Genomic DNA, 15,840 nt, shown 5'->3' on the forward strand with positions numbered 1-15,840 from the left:
GCTCGCGTGTCGTGTCTCAGCGACGACCGAGCTGGGTGGTGATCTCCGTGACCTGGTTGTAGATGGAGCGGCGCTCCTTCATCAGGTCGCTGATCTTCTTATACGCATACATGACGGTCGTGTGATCGCGATTGCCGAAGAGCTGTCCGATCTTCGGCAGGGAGAGGTTGGTGCGCTCTCGGCACAGGTACATGGCGATCTGTCGTGATGTCGCGATCTGCTGCGAACGACTCGATCCGTAGAGATCGTCGACCGTGAGCTTGAAGTACTGTGCCGTCGCCGAGATGATGTCGGTCGGCGAGATGATGTTGTCTTCTGCGGTGTCGATGATGTCGCGCAGCACTGTCTGGGCGAGTGAGATATCGAGTGAGGAGCGGTTCAAGCTCGCGAAAGCAGAGACGCGGATCAGAGCGCCCTCCAGTTCGCGGATGTTCGATGACACGACCGTGGCGATGTATTCGAGCACCTCATCGGGAATGTGCAGCGCCTCGCTCTGCGCCTTCTTGCGCAGAATCGCGATGCGGGTCTCGAGGTCAGGAGCCTGCACATCGGTGATCAGACCCCACTCGAACCGACTGCGCATCCGATCTTCGAAGCCCGTGAGGTGTTTCGGTGCGACGTCACTGGTGATGACGATCTGCTTGTTGTGGTCGTGGAGCGTGTTGAAGGTGTGGAAGAAGGTCTCCTGCGTCTCCGCACGACCCTGCAGGAACTGGATGTCATCGATGAGAAGGATGTCGACATCGCGGTAACGGGCCTGGAACGCTGACCCGCGGTTGTTCGCGATCGAGTTGATGAAGTCGTTCGTGAACTCTTCGCTCGAGACGTAGCGAACCTTCACTCCGGTGTAGAGAGACTGCGCATAGTCGCCGATGGCGTGGAGAAGGTGCGTCTTGCCCAGCCCCGAGTCGCCGTAGATGAACAGCGGGTTGTACGCCTTCGCCGGTGCCTCGGCGACGGCCACGGCTGCCGCATGCGAGAACCGATTCGACTGGCCGATCACGAAGTTGTCGAACGTGTACTTCGGGTTCAGTCGCGATTCGTGGCGCATCGGAATCGGCTGATCTGTGGGGACCTCGGCGCGTGGGGCTTCGGGACGACCGAAATCTGCCACTGCGGTCGGAGCCGGCTGCTGATCGGCGAGCTCATGATTGACCACCACACGGAAAGAGGTGACCTCTTCTCCCAGCTGCGACAGCGCTTCCATGATCGGCACACGCAGACGCTTGTTAATCTGTGCTGCCGTGAGGTCGTTCGGAACATCGAGATAAATGGTCGCGCCCATGACGCCGGCGGGAACGGCCAGACTGAGAAACCCTTGGAGTTGGGGAGTGACACGATCGTCTTGATCGAGCAGGTCGAGAACGTGAGCCCAGATCGGAACGTCAGGGTGGGCAGGAGAGGACATGGCGCTCCGGGCAATGACTCGCGGAGAGTGGGCCGAAAAGGCGCTCCCTCCCTGTGGATAACTTCGGATGCCACGGTAGTCATCGAAGCTGTGAAGGGCAACCTGTCCACGGAAAATCAGGGGTGTGTCGAATGTGCGGCCCACGTGCAGGTTGTGGATAATTGCTGTGCGGACCGATTGTGCTCGGTCATCTCGTCGCGCGGAGATTTGCCCTCTGCGCTGGTAAGACGTACCCTTAATCGGTTGACTTATGCCCGAAATCGGGCAGTTCCCTATGTCTCCGGTCGTAGCCCCCGGTGACAGCGTTCCCGGAGTGATTCCATGAGCAAGCGTACGTTCCAGCCCAACAACCGTCGTCGCGCCAAGAAGCACGGCTTCCGCGCCCGCATGCGCACGCGCGCCGGCCGTGGCATCCTGTCGGCTCGCCGCGCGAAGGGCCGCACCGAGCTCTCCGCGTAAGCGTCGTGCTCGCCCGTCCGCATCGACTGACGCGCGGCACCGACTACAAGTCGGTCGTCCGTCGCGGTGTTCGCTGCGGGGGCGCCCGGGTCATCACCTCGATGATGTCGACCGGAGAAGCACGCGAGGCCCGGTTCGGGTTCATCATCAGTAAGCAGGTGGGCACAGCTGTGATTCGCAACACCGTGCGTCGGCGGCTCAAAGCCGTCTGCGCGGCCGCGCTCACAGATGTCCCCGAGGGCACGGATGTCGTCATCCGTGCCCTTCCTGCGTCTGCGACGGCTTCGTTCGCCGAGCTTGCGGCGGACGTCAACAGGTGCCTGGCACGACTCCAGCGCGATCGAGCATCGACATGAGCGCGTTGCCGTCTTATGCGATGGGTACGGCGCATCTGCATGCCGCCGACATCGTGCGAAGCATCCCTCTCCTTCCCCGTAATCTCGTCCTGGGGTTCCTCACCGCATATCGCGCCGTGATCTCTCCTATCTATGGAGATGTCTGTGCGTATTATCCGTCGTGCTCCGCTTACGCTGTAGGGGCGGTGCAACAGCACGGCGCCGTCAAAGGAGCAGCGCTCTCGGCATGGCGGATTCTGCGCTGCAACCCCTGGACCAAAGGCGGCGTCGATGACGTTCGTCCCCACGACCATTTCCGACACGACCTGACCGCCCGTGGTTTCGTCGTACCTTCTCGAAAGGACTGAACAGTGGGTCTTGACCTTCTGCTCGCCTCTGCGACAACTGCCGACGGTGGTTCCGCAGATCCTGGCTTCGATCTTCTCGGCACGATTCTGTGGCCGCTGAAGTGGGCCGTTGAGCTCATTCTCGTCGCGTGGCACTGGCTGTTCACCGCTGTCGGACTCCCGGCCGCCTCCGGTGTGACGTGGGTTCTGTCGATCGTCGGGCTCGTGATCGTCGTTCGCGCAGCGGTATTTCCCCTGTTCGTGCGGCAAATCAAAAGCCAGCGCAAGATGATGGAAATCGCTCCTGAGATGAAGAAGGTTCAGGAGAAATATCGAGGCAAGAAGGACCAGCTCTCGCGTGAGGCCATGAGCCGCGAGACCATGGCGCTGTATAAGAAGCACGGCACCTCGCCGATGTCGAGCTGTCTGCCGCTCATCATTCAGATGCCGATCTTCTTCTCTCTCTTCAGCGTGCTGCGTGATGTGAGTGCGCACGCCAAGGCCGGCCTCGGCGGTGTCGGCATGTTGACACCCGAGCTCACGATGGAGTTCTACGACGCCAAGCTCTTCGGTGTCGTCTCGCTCCACGAGACGCTCATCGATGCCGTCAACGCTGACAACACCGTGGCGATCGTGCTGCTGGTGATCCTCGTCGTCCTGATGATCGGATCGCAGTTCTTCACGCAGCTGCAGATCATCTCGAAGAACCTCTCGCCCGAGGCCAAGACGGGCCAGGCGTACCAGATGCAGAAGATCATGCTCTACGTGCTGCCGTTGGGCTTCATCTTCTCGGGTGTCTTCTTCCCGCTCGGTGTCGTCGTTTACTGGTTCATCTCGAACCTCTGGACCATGGCACAGCAGTTCCTCGTCATTCGTGAGATGCCGACGCCCGGATCTGAGGCGGCCAAGGCTCGCGAAGAGCGGCTGGCCCGCAAGGGCAAGGCGATCGATTCGTCGGGCAAGGTCGTGCCGATTGCCGTGTACGAGGCCGAGCAGCAGCGGATGCTGGAAGAGGCTGAGAAGGCGCGTCAGAGCACACCGAAACGTCAGCAGCCCGTGGGCAAGAAGCGCGCGAAGAAGAAGGGTCCGAAAGCATGACCGGTGAGAACATCGCAGAGCGCCCGGAGCGCACAGAGCCGTCCATCGAACAGCTCGAGCATGAAGGCGACGTCGCAGCCGACTTCATCGAGGGGCTGCTCGACATCGCTGACGTCGATGGCGACCTGAATCTCGATGTTCGTCAGGGGCGCGCCTACGTTTCGGTCGAGTCTGAAGCCGAAGACATCTCTGTGCTGTCGGATCCGGACACGGTTCAGGCGCTGCAAGAGCTCACCCGGCTCGCGGTGCAGAACAAGACCGGTGCTTTCTCGCGTCTGATCCTCGATGTCGGTGGATCGCGCGACGCACGTCGGCGTCAGCTGGAGAAGCTGGTGGATGCTGCGCTCGTGAAGCTCGATGAGGGCGCATCCAAGGCGTCGCTTCCGGCGATGTCTAGTTACGAGCGCAAGCTGGTGCACGACATCGTTGCGGACCGAAACCTGATTTCGGAGTCGTACGGCGAGGGCACAGACCGCCACACGGTCATTCGTCGCCGGTGATGTTTCACGTGAAACATCGGTCGATCAGATGACGGCGTTGGAAATCGAGCCGGATGCTGCGGCTGCACTGTTCGGTGATCGTATCGATCGCGCGCGGCAGTTCACTGCGGCCCTCGCCGCTCAGGGAGAAGAGCGCGGCCTGATCGGCCCGCTCGAGCTACCGCGACTGTGGACGCGCCACATTCTGAACAGCGCGATCGCGGCGCAGCTGTTTCATGGATCAGTGGCAGACGTCGGCTCTGGCGCCGGACTGCCCGGACTTGTTCTCGCGATCGCTCGCCCGGATGTGCAGTGGACGCTCATCGAGCCGATGGAGCGACGCGTCACCTGGCTGAACGAACAGGTCGCATCATTGCAGCTCGACAACGTGACCGTACTGCGGGCCCGCGGTGAAGAAGTGCCGAGCGACGTGAGATTCGACATCGTCACTGCCCGTGCCGTCAGTGCACTCCGCACCCTGATCCCCTTCACTGCACCGCTCGTGCGCGACGGGGGAGAGCTCATCCTCCTCAAAGGCGTAAACGCCGAAAACGAGATCACCGGCGCTGCGAAGCCGATCAAGAAGTTCAAGCTGACCGACGTTCGAGTCGAAGTGATCGGCGAAGGAGTGCTCGCGGACGTTACCAGGGTTGTTCGGGCTACTGTTCGTTAATTCTTGGTTCTGGTTTTTGGGCCGTTCGGGGCGGGCGTAGCGATATCGCTCTCACTCGCAGAGCGGGGGCCCCGTCCGGCTGCGCCGGACACCCCGATGCTCGTTCGGGCGATATCACTACGCCCTCGCGTCGCGCGCGGACATGAGGAGCAGGGCATTGGGGGCTTGGCGATGTTTCACGTGAAACACTCGCTGCGCATAGTGGAGTAGAGACTGATGGACAGGCGCTGGAGCTCACGGATGAACAGTGTGCCTGTGGCATAGGTCAGTTGACCTGAGACGACGGGTGGATCTCTCGGAGAGGGCCGGATGTTTCACGTGAAACGCCCCCGCGGCCACGGACACTTCGACCCCCTCTGATCCCGCCAGATGCGAGCAGCGGATCGGTAGCCAAGACGAACCGGTGCCCTCGCGATCCATCGAATGTTTCACGTGGAACATAACCTGGTCTCACCCGGCCGGCCGGCGGGCTCAGGTGCGTTTGCGGGGGAGAACCGGTGAGCGCGGTCTTTCCGCGACCCAGACTATTCACGAATGTCTCACATGAGACACCGCCATTAGGCCCGCCGAAGGGACGCGCTCAGAACGAGAGGTATGCGGAAAGGGGGGCCGACAAACGATGTGGTTCTGATTCTCGACATCACCCCAAATGTTTCACGTGAAACGAACCATGAATCCAGAACCTTCCACGTCCCCAACCAACATCCGCCCGCGAGTCGAACCGCCCGCGCCACTAAGCGCAGTCGTCGAGCGAAGCAAGACGCTGCTACCCCCCTACCTGCTTCCCATGAGCACGTTGTCGTCGAGCCCGGGTGGAGAGGTATCGCCCGAACGAGCATCGGGGTGTCCGGCGCAGCCGGACGGGGCCCCCGCTCTGCGAGTGAGAGCGATACCCCTCCACCCGCACCCAGCCACAAAAACAAGCAGAACACACCCCGATGCGACCAACGTCCCACCCACCGATTAGAGTGGAACGCGGCCCCGAAAGGAGTGGATGTTTCACGTGAAACAGTCCGAACAGGCAACATCGACCGAAGCTTTCGGGACGGATACGCCGTTGGCGCGAGAGATCGCCGACCTGAGCGCACGTCGGCGCACGCTGGAAGAGACCACGGTTGAGTTCTCTGGCGAGACGCGGGTGCTGACCGTCTCGAATCAGAAGGGTGGCGTCGGTAAGACGACCACGGCCGTGAACATCGCCGCGGCGCTCGCGAGCCTGGGCGCGAAGGTTCTGGTGATCGATCTGGATCCGCAGGGCAATGCCTCCACGGCTCTCGGCGTCCCGCACAACGCCGAGACTCCGAGCATCTATGACGTTCTTATCGATGATGTTCCGCTCGCGGACGTGATTCAGGAGAGCCCCGAGTCACCGAATCTGCTCTGCGCGCCCAGCACGATTCACCTCGCCGGTGCTGAGATTGAGCTGGTATCCCAGGTTGCGCGTGAACACCGGTTGCGGGGGGCGCTCGAAACATACCTGCAGGATGATCCGCTGAACTTCGTGATCATCGACTGTCCGCCGTCCCTGGGTCTGCTGACGATCAACGCGTTCACCGCGGCATCCGAAGTCTTCATTCCCATCCAGTGCGAGTATTACGCACTCGAGGGTCTGAGCCAGTTGCTCGGCAGCATTCAGATGATCCAGAAGCACCTGAACACGAAGCTGCATCTGTCGACCATCCTGCTCACGATGTACGACGGCCGCACCCGCCTGGCCCAGCAGGTCGCCGACGAGGTGCGCAATCATTTCCCCGATCAGGTGCTGCATACGATGATTCCGCGTTCTGTGCGTGTTTCTGAGGCCCCCAGTTTCGGTCAGACGGTGATTGCCTATGACGCCAACTCGGCGGGGGCGATCGCGTACCGTGAGGCCGCGGTAGAGATTGCGTCGAACAAGACGCAGAGCAAGGAGCAGTAATGGCTAAGCGCACTGGTTTGGGTCGAGGGATCGGCGCACTGATTCCGACAGCGGATCAGACCGAGCGACCCGTCGACGTATTCTTCCCTGGTGCCCAGGCACGTCCGGCTGTCGACGTCGCTGATCCTGACATGGCCGCCGCAGCGAACGCCACAGACACGGCGTTGGACGCCGCGTCAGATGAGACCTCCGACCTGACGGCGGTTCCCGGCATCCGCCTGATCCAGGTCGACCCCAACGCGATCGTTCCGAACCCGCGTCAGCCGCGGACGCACTTCGACGAAGATGACCTCGCTGAGCTCGTCCACAGCGTCCGCGAGTTCGGGGTCCTGCAGCCGGTCGTCGTGCGCCGCAACGCCGACGATCAGTTCGAACTGATCATGGGGGAGCGCCGCACCCGCGCGGCACGTGAGGCTGGCCTCGAGTCGATCCCGGCGATCTTCCGAGAGACAGCAGATGAAGATCTTCTCCGCGATGCACTGCTCGAGAACCTGCACCGTTCTGAGCTGAACCCGCTGGAAGAGGCCTCCGCCTACCAGCAGCTGCTCGATGACTTCGGCATCACGCAAGATGAGCTCGCTACGCGCATCGGGCGTTCGCGTCCGCAGATCAGCAACACGATCCGTCTGCTGCGGCTCCCGGTTCCGGTTCAGCAGCGGGTGGCTGCGGGTGTTCTGAGCGCCGGGCATGCGCGTGCGCTGCTGTCGCTCGCCGACCCGGCAGCCATGCAGAAGCTCGCGGACAAGGTCGTCAACGAAGACCTGTCGGTGCGCGCCACGGAAGAGGCTGCGAAGACGACGGCCACAGCCGGATCCGCGACATCGAAGCCGCAGCCGGGCGCCCGACGCGCCTACCTCGATGAGGTGGCTGGTAAGCTCGGCGACCGCTTGAACACGCGCGTCAAGATCACACTCGGTGCAAGAAAAGGCCAGGTCGCAATAGAATTCGCGTCAATCCAGGACCTCAACCGCATCCTCGCTGAGCTCGGCGAATCTGAGTACGGCGCCTGATTGCGCTACCCCCTCGCGCATAAGCGACACCACTCCTAGAGTGGGGTGAGACCGGGGAGGGCGTATGCCAGAGAAGAAGAGCACAGCCGAACGTTTCAACGCTCGGGTCATCGGCATCAGCATCGCCGCCGCGCTCGGCGGATTCCTGTTCGGCTTCGACACCGCCGTCATCAATGGCGCGGTCGACGCTCTGGCCGGAGCCTTCGACCTGGGGCCTGCCCTGCAGGGCTTCGCGGTGTCGTCGGCGCTGCTCGGCTGTGCGGTCGGCGCCTGGTTCGCCGGCAGCCTCGCGAACAAACTCGGTCGTATCCCGGTGATGCTGATCGCCGCGGTACTGTTTCTCGTCTCGGCGATCGGTGCTGGCCTTGCATTCGGCGTCATCGACCTCATCATCTGGCGTGTGATCGGCGGCCTGGGCGTCGGTGCCGCCTCTGTCATCGCACCGGCCTATATCGCCGAGGTCTCGCCATCGAAGGTGCGCGGGCGCCTGGGGTCGCTGCAGCAGCTTGCGATCGTGACCGGTATCTTCACCGCCCTGCTCTCGAACGCGCTTCTCGCCGGGATCGCCGGCGGCGCGGCGTCCGTCCTCTGGTTCGGTGTCGAGGCCTGGCGCTGGATGTTCATGGTCGAGGCGATACCAGCTCTCGTCTACGGGGTCATGTCGCTGCGGTTGCCCGAGTCACCACGGTTCCTTGTGGCGCGCGGCAAGGTCGACAAGGCCTCGCAGGTGCTCTACGACTTCACCGGCGAGCAAGATGTTAACCTGAAGATCGAAGAGATCCGTTCCACTCTGAACTCCGAGCAGAAGGAGTCGCTGAAAGACCTTCGCGGCAAGAAGTTCGGCCTGAAGCCGATCGTCTGGGTGGGCATTCTGCTGAGTGTCTTCCAGCAGTTCGTCGGCATCAACGTGATCTTCTACTACTCGACGACGCTCTGGCTCTCGGTCGGCTTCGACGAGTCAAGCGCGCTGCTCACCTCGGTGATCACCTCGATCACCAACATCGTCGTGACGATCGTCGCCATCCTGCTGGTCGACAAGGTCGGGCGGCGCCCGATGCTGCTGACCGGTTCGATCGGCATGGCGATCACGCTCGGCATGATGGCCGTCGCCTTCTCGTTCGGCACGCTTCAGGACGGCAACGTGGTGCTGCCACAGCCGTGGTCGTTGATCGCGCTGATCTGCGCCAACGGTTTCGTCGTGTTCTTCGGCGCGACGTGGGGACCGCTCGTGTGGGTGCTGCTGGGGGAGATGTTCCCGAACTCGATCCGTGCGGGCGCCCTCGCCGTCGCCGCGGCAGCGCAATGGATCGCGAACTTCTTCATCTCGACGACCTTTCCCGCGTTCGCTGAGATCGGTCTCACTTTCGCGTACGGCTTCTACGCGTTCTTCGCGATCGTGTCGTTCTTCTTCGTGTACTTCCAGGTTCCTGAGACGAAGGGGCGTGAGCTCGAATCCATGACGGATTCTGCCGAGATGACGCGCCGACGACGCCCCAAGCGCGCGTAGGCTGGAAGCATGTCAGAAGCCGTTCCGCGCCGCGCCAGTCTCGAAGTACTGCGCGCCGAAGCGGCTGATGAGCGGGCCGTGCTCGTTCAGGAGCGCCTTCTGGGTGGCGAAGATCCGTGGGACTTCATGGAAGACCTGCCCAGCGTCGACGAACTCGTCGTCTACCTGCTGCGCGCCGACAACATCGCCGCGAACGACGGCGTTCGCCCGAATGAGGCGCGCAACTATCGGGTCATGCGCCAGATCGCGCTGGAGTACCCCGAACTCACCCCGACGGTCTGGGGGCTTCTGGGCGAGAGCACCGGCCGTCGCCGGTCGGATGCCCCGATCGCGGATGCTTCGTAGCATCTGCGCTTCGACAAGAGCCCCGCAGCAAAAACCCGCCCCTCGGAGGGAGGGACGGGTTTCGTGTGCGCGGTGCTCAGCCGATGAACTCGGCGAGATCTTGCTCGAGCGCGGGCTTCGGCTTCGCGCCGATGATGGTCTTCTTGACCTCGCCGCCCTGGAAGACCTTCATCGCCGGGATCGACGTGATCTGGTACTTCATGGCGAGCTCGGGGTTCTCGTCGACGTTGAGCTTGACGATGGTGATCTTGTCAGGATTGTCTGACTGGATCTCGTCGAGCACAGGCGCGACCATGCGACACGGGCCACACCATTCGGCCCAGAAGTCGACCAGGACGGGGCCGTCGGCCTGCAGGACGTCTTGCTCGAACGTCGCCTGGGTGGTTGCCTTCGCAGTCATCAGCTATCTCCTTGCGTTGAGGGACTTCCTGCTACAACAGCAGTCGTACGGATTGTGTTCCCGGCGTCAGGCGGTGATGACCTCGGCGGCCTCGGCAGCCGGTACCTCGACCGAGGCGTCATCGAGATCCGCGAGGAAGTGCTCGGCGTCGAGGGCGGCGACTGTGCCGGTGCCGGCGGCGGTGATGGCTTGGCGATAGGTCGGGTCGATGACGTCGCCGGCGGCGAAGACACCGGGAATCGAGGTCTTCGATGAGCGGCCGTCGACCCAGATCGTGCCCTCCGGCGTGAGGGTGAGCTTGTCGTGCACGAGGTGGGTGCGCGGGTCGTTGCCGATCGCGACGAAGACGCCCTCGACGGCGAGTTCACGGAACGAGCCGTCGACCGTGGAGCGCAGCTTCACGCCGTTGACACTGTCGTCACCGGTGATCTCGGCGACTTCAGTGTTCCAGATGAACTCGATCTTCTCGTTCGCGAATGCGCGCTCCTGCATGATCTTCGACGCACGCAGGGTGTCTTTGCGGTGGATGACGTACACCTTCGAGGCGAAACGCGTGAGGAAGGTCGCCTCTTCCATGGCCGAGTCGCCGCCGCCGACGACTGCGATCGCCTTCTCACGGAAGAAGAAGCCGTCGCAGGTCGCGCACCAGGAGACGCCGTAGCCGGAGAGGCGCTCTTCGCCTTCGATGCCGAGCTTGCGGTAGGCCGAGCCGGTCGCGTAGATGATCGCGGCGGCTTCGTGGGTGACGCCGCTGCCGAGGGTGACCGATTTGACCGGGCCGTCGAGAGAGAGCGAGGTGACGTCGTCGTAGACGACCTCGGTGCCGAACTTCTCGGCCTGCTCCTGGAACTTGGTCATCAGCTCAGGACCCTGGATGCCGTCGGGGAAGCCGGGGTAGTTCTCGACGTCGGTGGTGTTCATCAGCTCGCCACCGACCTCGACCGAGCTGGCGATGAGCAGGGGTTTCAGGTTCGCGCGTGCCGCATAGATACCGGCGGTGAAGCCGGCGGGGCCGGAACCGATGATGATGACCTGACGCATGCGTTCTCCCTGTTCGTTCACCTGCTTCAACCCATCGTAACCGCGGGGCATTCCCTCAGCGGCCGGGGATGAGCTTTCGCAGCACGTCGGCGCCGACTTTGAGCTCGGGGGCGCGCATGATTGCGAGCAGCGCGAGGTAGACGATGAGCGACACGATGCCGATGATGGCTGTGCCGCCGACCCCGGCGATGACGCCGGAGGTGGTCCACCCGTCGGCCCCGCCCAGCAGCAGGAAGGCGCCCCGGCCGGCGAGGGCGGAGGGGACGGCGGCGATGGCGAAGCGGACGAGCGCGGGGATCCAGGTCTTCACCCGCAGTCCGCCGATCTTGCGGCGCAGTAGCCAGGTGGCCGTGATCGTCTGAATCGTGCTGGCGATCGACTGGCTGAGCGCGATCGTGGCGGCCAGGGCGGTGATCTCGATCGCACCGGCGTTCAGGAGGATGAGCGAGACGAAGGCTCCGGCGACGATGAGCACGCACTGGAAGAGCGTGAACCAGAACGGGGTGCGAGTGTCGTCGTAGGCGTAGAACGTGCGCTGCACGATGAACAGCACCATGAGCGGGATGAGCCCGACCAGGTACGCCAGCAGCACGAGGGCGGCGGCGACAGAGTCGGCTGCGGTGTTGGTGAACACGCGGGAGAGGGGGATGCAGGCGGCCACGATGGCCCCGACGGCTGCGAACAGGAAGAACCCGAGGGTGCGGATGCTGCGCCCGATGTCGCTGAGAACCTCAGAGTGGCGGCCGGCGGCGGCGTGCTCGCTGATCTGTGTGAAGTAGGGCGTTCCGATGGCGAGGACGATGATCGAGTACGGGAGCATGTACAGCAGCCAGGCGTACTGCATGGTGGCGAGGGATGCGCCGTCGGCTGAGGCGATGTAGGCAATACGGCCCTGGATGGTGCCGGCGGTGAGGCTGGCGACGGCCATGAGCAGTGTCCAGCCGGCGAGTTTGCCGACGTTACCCAGCCCCACGCCGCGCCACCGGAAGTCAGGGCGCAGTGAGAGTCCGGTGCGGCGCCAGAAGAGCAGCAGCACGACAGCTTGCATGACGATGCCGAGAGTGGCTGTGCCGCCGAGCCCGGCGATCATCTCCGGCGTCCAGCCGTCGACGCTTGTCTTGGTCTCACCGAAGACGGCGCCGAGCGCGAGGAAACCGATGATCGAGACGACGTTGTTGACGACGGGCGCCCACGTGAACGGGCCGAACACGCGGCGGGCGTTGAGGGCTTCACCGAGCAGCGCGTAGAGGCCGTAGAACAGAATCTGGGGCAGACACCAGTAGGCGAACGCGGTCGCGAGTGCGTACTGCTCGGGTGGGGCTTCGGCCGAGATGCGCACGAGCCAGGGGGCGGCGATCGTCGCGAGGGCGGTGGTGGCGACGAGCACGACGGTGCCGAGCGTGAACAGTTTCGAGATGAAGGCGTTGCCGCCGTCTTCCTGCGCGCTGGCTTTGACGATCTGCGGCACGATGACGGCGGTGAGGATGCCGACCGAGATCAGTGAGAAGACGCTGTTGGGCAGCTGATTCGCGAGGCCGAAGGCGTCGGCGGCTCCGGAACCGACTGAGCCGATGACGCTGACGAGAACGACGGTGCGCAGCAGCCCGGTGACGCGCGAGATCATGGTGCCTGCGGCGATTGTCGCGCTGGCGCGCCCGAGGCTATTCACCCGTCACCTGGTCTTTCGTGTCGTCGGATGCCGCGGCATCCGCTTCGTCCGCATTCTCGACGCGACGATCTTTGCGGCGCCGGATGACGGTGCGCACGATTCCGAGGGCGAGCAGCAGGACGATGAGACCGCCGAGGATGCCGAGGCCGATGTTCTCCCATTCGGCGCGCACGGTGACGGTGGCGGAGCGGTCGACGCCGATCTGCACGCCGGTGGGGGAGTTGAGGCTGAAGTTCACCGAGAGCGTTCCGCTGCCCACGCGCGACGACACGGGCACTTTCACGCGGGTGTTGCTGCCGGGCTGGGCGACGACATCGATCGTCGGCTCGACGTCGAGTCGCGCGTCGGAGGGCGTCGCGCTGAGTCGGACGTTCACCGGCCAGGGCAGGTCGTTGCGCACCCAGACGGGCAGGGGCGCCGCTGAGGTGAAGAGCTGGATGGGGGAGGGCTCTTGCACGCCGACCGCGTTCATGGTCTCGGTCGTCGCGGCTCGGTGCTCGGCGGCGTCTTCTGCGTAGGTGTCTGCCGAGCCGACGCTGAGCACACGCAGCAGCTGCAGTCGTTCGGGTGAGCGAAGCATGAGCGGGTCATCGAGAATCGAGGCGAATGCGGTCAGCCGCGCCTCGTCCGAGATCAGAGCTTCGAGGGTGGCGGTGCGCTCGGTGATGGCCTGTTCCGAGGTCTCGGCGAGGGTGGCGGATGCCGGTTCGGTGGAACGCAGCGCCGTGAGCCCGACCGGGTCGCCGATGGTGGCGAGCGACAGCACGGCAGAGCGCAGGGCGTCGGCGGTGCGGCCTTCGTCACGGTCGAGTCCGACGAGAAGTGAGGTCTGCGGGCTGGCGAGGGCCAGGTGGGCGAGCGCTTCGATGATGTGGTCTTCGCGGAGGTCAGCATCGTCGGCCTCTGCCGCGGCATCCGACAGCGCTTCGCCGGCGGCGCTCTCGGCGACGAGAACCCGGCTCTCGCCGATCTCGGAGTGTGCGCTGCTGTGCGCGGCCAGCGATGTCGACGGCAGGATGGTCGTCACCTTGGTGTCGAACAGCGCGTCGAAGCGGGTCAGGTCGTCTGAGCGAACATCGCCGGTCGGCCAGACGACGGCGTCCGTGGCCAGACGCAGCTCCATGAGCTCGTCGTCGGTGGGCAGCACCGGGCCGGTCGGCGTGGGACTCGGCGACGGTGATGCAGTGGCGTCATCGGGGCTGTCGAGGAAGTTCTCTTCATTCAGGAACGAGCTCAGCGGCAACGGTTTGAGCAGCTCGGACAGCCCGGCCTGCGTCTGCACGGTGGCATCCGCGTCGCCGGCCTGCAGCGCGAAACGCTCATTGGCGAGGCTCTCGAGACGGGTCAGCCATTCGGCGGCGCTCGGCGGGGCGGCACTGCCGAGGGCGCGGATCGCGGCGGGAATCAGCGGGTCGACGGCGAGCACGGCAGAGGTTCCTGCGACGCCGTCGAGCTGCGCGGTGAGGGCGCCGTCGTCTCCGGTGAGCGCGGTGAGTTCGTCAGCGGTGAGGAGAGCGCCGCTCGTCGGCGTCGCGGTGATGGGCACGAGCGCGGTGATCTGCGCGGTGGTGTCGGAATCGACCACGAGCACGCTGTTCTCGGTGACGTTGTGAGTGGTGGCCGCGTCGCCGTCGCCGGTGGTGGCACCGGAGAGCTTCGCGCGGATCGGATACACGCCGCTGGGCAGGTCGCTGATGGTGTCGCCGGCGGTGAAGACGGTCGTCGTGGCCGATTCGGATGCCGGAACCGCTTCCGAATCCTCGGCGGCCAGCGGTGCGAACGTTCCGGGTGCGACGCCGGAATCGAGCCATTCGCTCAGCTGATCGCTCGCGGTCAACGCGGTGTCGTTGAGTTCGAGCGTGACGTGGCCGCCGGAGAGAGCCTGCCCGGTGGTATTGGCGATCGTCACCGTGGTCGTCAGCGACGTGTCGGGCTGGATCACCCCGTGCACGCCCGCGGTGACCGACAGCTCGACGGTCTCTTCGTCGGCTTCGTCGACGTCAGCAGACGCGGGAGCGATGCCGCTGAGATGCGCTGCTGCGATGAGCGCTGCGGCGAGGGTGAAGACGACGAAGCCACGTGCACCGCGCTGGGCGCGCGCACGAATGCCGGTGTGGGGGCTGATCAACGTCTCTGGTCTTCCTCGGGCGCCAGGGGGTCTGCCCGTGAGTGGTGACGATGCGATTCTAGAGGCGCATGACAGGCGAATCCTGAAGGCGCGTAGAGTTACGGCCGTGTCCGACGCGCTTCCGCCCCTGCCCGATGCCGCTCTTGTCGCCGCTCTCGCGGCCGATCTGGATGCCGCCGACTTCCGCTCCGAGCCGCTGCGGCGACTGTGGGGAGAGGAAGAGGATGACGCTCTCGGACGCGGCATGCGCGAGCCGTTGTTGCGCGCTATCGCCGGCGATGAGGGCGCGTTGGCGACGCTCGGACGCTTCTTCGTGCTCGGGATGCCGCAGCCGGTGTCGGCTGTCGCATTGGCGTTGCCGCGTCTCGGCGTCGGCGGGTTGAGCGCGCTGGGATTGGGCGGGACGGATGCCTCGGCATCCGATGCGGACGAAGTCGTGCCGAAGGCGGTGGTGCGTCCGCAGTCGTTCGTCGATGCCGACGGGGTCGGGGAGTGGTGGATCGCCAGCGACCTCGACGAGCTCGCGCTCGGCCACGAGCTGCCCGCCGATCACGTGCTCGGCGTCGGCGGTGCCACGCGCACCCTCGCCGAGCTGGTGGTTCCCGTGGCGGTCGACCGCGCGCTTGATCTGGGTACCGGATGCGGCATTCAGGCGCTGCTTGTGGCGCGCCATGCGCGTGAGGTCATCGCGACGGATGTCTCGGCACGAGCCCTCGCGTTCGGTGAGCTGAATGCGCGACTGAACGGGGTGAGCAACGTCAGCTTCCGCCAGGGCAGCATGTTCGAGCCGGTCGTGGGCGAGCAGTTCGACCTGGTCGTCTCGAACCCGCCGTTCGTCATCACTCCGCGCGCCGACGGTGTGACGGCGTACGAGTACCGCGATGGCGGTCTCATCGGCGACGCGCTGGTGGAACAGTTCGTGCGTGAGGTCCCGGCCTATCTCACCCCCGGTGGCATCGCGCAGCTGCTCGGCAACTGGGAGTCGCTCGCTTCGACCGGCTCAGTGAGCGATGCGCGGGCCGA

16 protein-coding genes are annotated in these 15,840 nt (G+C 64.4%); 11 read left to right on the forward strand and 5 right to left on the reverse strand.

From position 1 onward, the window contains the following. Positions 1 to 16: 16 nt before the first annotated feature. Positions 17 to 1,408, reverse strand: a complete 1,392-nt coding sequence (dnaA, locus tag Q1J95_RS04260; protein ID WP_300266043.1) for a chromosomal replication initiator protein DnaA — start codon at positions 1,406 to 1,408, stop codon at positions 17 to 19. A 321-nt stretch (positions 1,409 to 1,729) separates the two neighbouring features. On the opposite strand from dnaA, the gene rpmH reads away from it, so the two are divergent. The 10 genes from rpmH (at position 1,730) to Q1J95_RS04310 (ending at position 9,579) form a co-directional block, all read left to right on the forward strand. After that, complete coding sequence (gene rpmH / locus Q1J95_RS04265) at positions 1,730 to 1,867, forward strand: 50S ribosomal protein L34 (RefSeq protein ID WP_055952712.1); 138 nt, start codon at positions 1,730 to 1,732, stop codon at positions 1,865 to 1,867. Positions 1,868 to 1,872: 5 nt separating this feature from the next. Then, positions 1,873 to 2,223, forward strand: coding sequence for a ribonuclease P protein component (gene rnpA / locus Q1J95_RS04270; RefSeq protein WP_300266044.1), 351 nt, complete (start codon positions 1,873 to 1,875; stop codon positions 2,221 to 2,223). Further along, positions 2,220 to 2,570: a membrane protein insertion efficiency factor YidD gene (yidD, locus tag Q1J95_RS04275; RefSeq protein WP_300266046.1), complete on the forward strand. Its 351-nt coding sequence runs from the start codon at positions 2,220 to 2,222 to the stop codon at positions 2,568 to 2,570. The genes rnpA and yidD overlap by 4 nt, the downstream gene beginning before the upstream one ends. Before the next feature lie 3 nt (positions 2,571 to 2,573). Beyond that, positions 2,574 to 3,647 carry a membrane protein insertase YidC gene (gene yidC / locus Q1J95_RS04280; protein WP_300266047.1) on the forward strand — a complete coding sequence of 358 codons (1,074 nt, stop codon included), beginning with the start codon at positions 2,574 to 2,576 and terminating at the stop codon, positions 3,645 to 3,647. After that, a complete protein-coding gene (locus Q1J95_RS04285) occupies positions 3,644 to 4,147 on the forward strand; it encodes a R3H domain-containing nucleic acid-binding protein (RefSeq protein ID WP_300266048.1) in 504 nt (167 codons plus the stop codon). The genes yidC and Q1J95_RS04285 overlap by 4 nt, the downstream gene beginning before the upstream one ends. Before the next feature lie 28 nt (positions 4,148 to 4,175). After that, on the forward strand, positions 4,176 to 4,799 hold the full coding sequence (rsmG, locus tag Q1J95_RS04290; protein ID WP_300266049.1) for a 16S rRNA (guanine(527)-N(7))-methyltransferase RsmG: 624 nt from the start codon (positions 4,176 to 4,178) through the stop codon (positions 4,797 to 4,799). Positions 4,800 to 5,793: 994 nt separating this feature from the next. Then, complete coding sequence (locus Q1J95_RS04295) at positions 5,794 to 6,717, forward strand: ParA family protein (RefSeq protein WP_300266051.1); 924 nt, start codon at positions 5,794 to 5,796, stop codon at positions 6,715 to 6,717. Continuing rightward, positions 6,717 to 7,727 carry a ParB/RepB/Spo0J family partition protein gene (locus Q1J95_RS04300; RefSeq protein WP_300266052.1) on the forward strand — a complete coding sequence of 337 codons (1,011 nt, stop codon included), beginning with the start codon at positions 6,717 to 6,719 and terminating at the stop codon, positions 7,725 to 7,727. The genes Q1J95_RS04295 and Q1J95_RS04300 overlap by 1 nt, the downstream gene beginning before the upstream one ends. A gap of 64 nt (positions 7,728 to 7,791) precedes the next feature. Continuing rightward, on the forward strand, positions 7,792 to 9,234 hold the full coding sequence (locus Q1J95_RS04305; RefSeq protein WP_300266053.1) for a sugar porter family MFS transporter: 1,443 nt from the start codon (positions 7,792 to 7,794) through the stop codon (positions 9,232 to 9,234). Between the two features lie 9 nt (positions 9,235 to 9,243). Continuing rightward, a complete protein-coding gene (locus tag Q1J95_RS04310; protein WP_300266054.1) occupies positions 9,244 to 9,579 on the forward strand; it encodes a tryptophan synthase subunit alpha in 336 nt (111 codons plus the stop codon). 76 nt (positions 9,580 to 9,655) lie between these two features. Here Q1J95_RS04310 and trxA read toward each other — a convergent pair whose 3' ends face one another. The 4 genes from trxA to Q1J95_RS04330 all read right to left on the reverse strand — a co-directional run bounded on the left by trxA (position 9,656) and on the right by Q1J95_RS04330 (position 14,817). Continuing rightward, positions 9,656 to 9,979 (reverse strand): thioredoxin, encoded by a 324-nt coding sequence (gene trxA, locus Q1J95_RS04315; protein WP_300266055.1) that lies wholly within the window; start codon positions 9,977 to 9,979, stop codon positions 9,656 to 9,658. 66 nt (positions 9,980 to 10,045) lie between these two features. After that, complete coding sequence (gene trxB / locus Q1J95_RS04320; protein WP_300266056.1) at positions 10,046 to 11,020, reverse strand: thioredoxin-disulfide reductase; 975 nt, start codon at positions 11,018 to 11,020, stop codon at positions 10,046 to 10,048. 55 nt (positions 11,021 to 11,075) lie between these two features. After that, on the reverse strand, positions 11,076 to 12,689 hold the full coding sequence (gene murJ / locus Q1J95_RS04325; RefSeq protein ID WP_300266057.1) for a murein biosynthesis integral membrane protein MurJ: 1,614 nt from the start codon (positions 12,687 to 12,689) through the stop codon (positions 11,076 to 11,078). Then, on the reverse strand, positions 12,682 to 14,817 hold the full coding sequence (locus Q1J95_RS04330; protein ID WP_300266058.1) for a DUF6049 family protein: 2,136 nt from the start codon (positions 14,815 to 14,817) through the stop codon (positions 12,682 to 12,684). The genes murJ and Q1J95_RS04330 overlap by 8 nt, the downstream gene beginning before the upstream one ends. A 106-nt stretch (positions 14,818 to 14,923) precedes the next feature. Between Q1J95_RS04330 and Q1J95_RS04335 the strand changes: the two genes are divergently transcribed. Next, on the forward strand, positions 14,924 to 15,840 hold a 917-nt coding region (locus Q1J95_RS04335; protein WP_300266059.1), incomplete at its 3' end, for a methyltransferase.

It is taken from the genome of Microbacterium sp. (assembly GCF_029263575.1).
Classification (GTDB): Bacteria; Actinomycetota; Actinomycetes; order Actinomycetales; family Microbacteriaceae; genus Microbacterium.

Bases quoted from the DNA above. Each gene is read 5' to 3' on its own strand.
- rpmH (WP_055952712.1), top strand. From the start codon at position 1,730: ATGAGCAAGCGTACGTTCCAGCCCAACAACCGTCGTCGCGCCAAGAAG.
- yidD (WP_300266046.1), top strand. From the start codon at position 2,220: ATGAGCGCGTTGCCGTCTTATGCGATGGGTACGGCGCATCTGCATGCC.
- rsmG (WP_300266049.1), top strand. From the start codon at position 4,176: ATGACGGCGTTGGAAATCGAGCCGGATGCTGCGGCTGCACTGTTCGGT.
- trxA (WP_300266055.1), bottom strand. From the start codon at position 9,979: ATGACTGCGAAGGCAACCACCCAGGCGACGTTCGAGCAAGACGTCCTG.
- Q1J95_RS04300 (WP_300266052.1), top strand. From the start codon at position 6,717: ATGGCTAAGCGCACTGGTTTGGGTCGAGGGATCGGCGCACTGATTCCG.
- dnaA (WP_300266043.1), bottom strand. From the start codon at position 1,408: ATGTCCTCTCCTGCCCACCCTGACGTTCCGATCTGGGCTCACGTTCTC.
- Q1J95_RS04310 (WP_300266054.1), top strand. From the start codon at position 9,244: ATGTCAGAAGCCGTTCCGCGCCGCGCCAGTCTCGAAGTACTGCGCGCC.
- Q1J95_RS04285 (WP_300266048.1), top strand. From the start codon at position 3,644: ATGACCGGTGAGAACATCGCAGAGCGCCCGGAGCGCACAGAGCCGTCC.
- Q1J95_RS04295 (WP_300266051.1), top strand. From the start codon at position 5,794: ATGTTTCACGTGAAACAGTCCGAACAGGCAACATCGACCGAAGCTTTC.
- Q1J95_RS04305 (WP_300266053.1), top strand. From the start codon at position 7,792: ATGCCAGAGAAGAAGAGCACAGCCGAACGTTTCAACGCTCGGGTCATC.
- trxB (WP_300266056.1), bottom strand. From the start codon at position 11,020: ATGCGTCAGGTCATCATCATCGGTTCCGGCCCCGCCGGCTTCACCGCC.